Source organism: Microbacterium sp. B19, assembly GCF_000333395.1.
GTDB lineage: Bacteria > Actinomycetota > Actinomycetes > Actinomycetales > Microbacteriaceae > Microbacterium.
The window spans coordinates 1-952 of the sequence record NZ_BADA01000409.1; the positions used below are offsets into that span (position 1 = coordinate 1).

General features: G+C 71.5%; 2 protein-coding genes. Both read right to left on the reverse strand.

The window, feature by feature from the left end; all coding sequences use genetic code 11:
- Positions 1-592 (reverse strand): AAA family ATPase (locus I5G_RS22690; RefSeq protein WP_022879685.1); only part of this gene is annotated, 592 nt, incomplete at its 3' end.
- Positions 589-952, reverse strand: a 364-nt coding sequence (locus I5G_RS22695) for an exonuclease SbcCD subunit D C-terminal domain-containing protein (protein WP_187288856.1), incomplete at its 5' end; no start/stop codon positions are given. The genes I5G_RS22690 and I5G_RS22695, both read right to left, overlap by 4 nt.

Sequence of the window (952 nt, forward strand, 5' to 3'; positions counted from 1 at the left end):
GCTTGCGACGGTCGTCGAGGGCCGCGGCGTACTGCTCGTACGACCGCGTGCCGAAGAGCGTACGCAGCAGCGCCTGGCGCTCGTCGTTCTTGGCGAGCAGGAACCGCGCGAAGCGGTTCTGCGCGAGCAGGATCACCTGGAGGAACTGCTGCTGGGTGAGACCGAGGATCTCGTCGAGCCGCGCGGCCACGTCGACAGGTCGTGCGGCGACGCCCGTCCATCCCTCGGGTTCGAGCACCTCGAGGCTCGCGCGATGGGGTTCCTTCGTCGTGCCCGAGCCGGTGCGCTTGGGTCGCTCGTACTCCGGCGACCGCGTCACCCGCCACCGGCGACCCTCCGCGGTGAACTCGACCGTCACGCTCGTCGGATCGTCGAGTCCGCAGTGGTCGCTGCGCAGCCGCCGTTCGGCGCCGTCGTACCGCGGCACTCCCCCGTACAGGCCGTAGCAGACGCCGTCGAGCACACTCGACTTCCCCGCGCCCGTCCGCCCGGCGATGAGGAAGATCCCGTCGTCCGCGAACGCGTCGAAGTCCACCACCTGACGTTCCAGGAACGGGCCGAAGCCCTCGAGTTCGAGCCGGTGCAGCTTCACGACCGGGCCTCCGCCACCGTGCGGGCGTCGAGCACGTCGCGGATGAGGTCGCGCTCCGCCTCGGACGCCCCCTCGCCCTCGCGGACGTGAGCCAGGAACGCGTCGATGATCTCGGTCTCGTCGCGCGCCGCGCGGACGCGGCGGGCGTAGCCGAGCCCGTCGTCCTTCCGAGACTCTGCGGGCAGATGGGCGACGGTGGCGCACCACGGGAACCGCTCCTGCAGACGACGCATCGGGTCGATCTGCGGGGTGGCGTCGGTGTACTCGGCGCGCACCCAGTGATCGGCGAAGGCGTCGTACGCGGGGTCGCCGAGCAGGTCGTCGAAGGACGCGCGCAGCGTGACGAGAGGGCCCGGCACC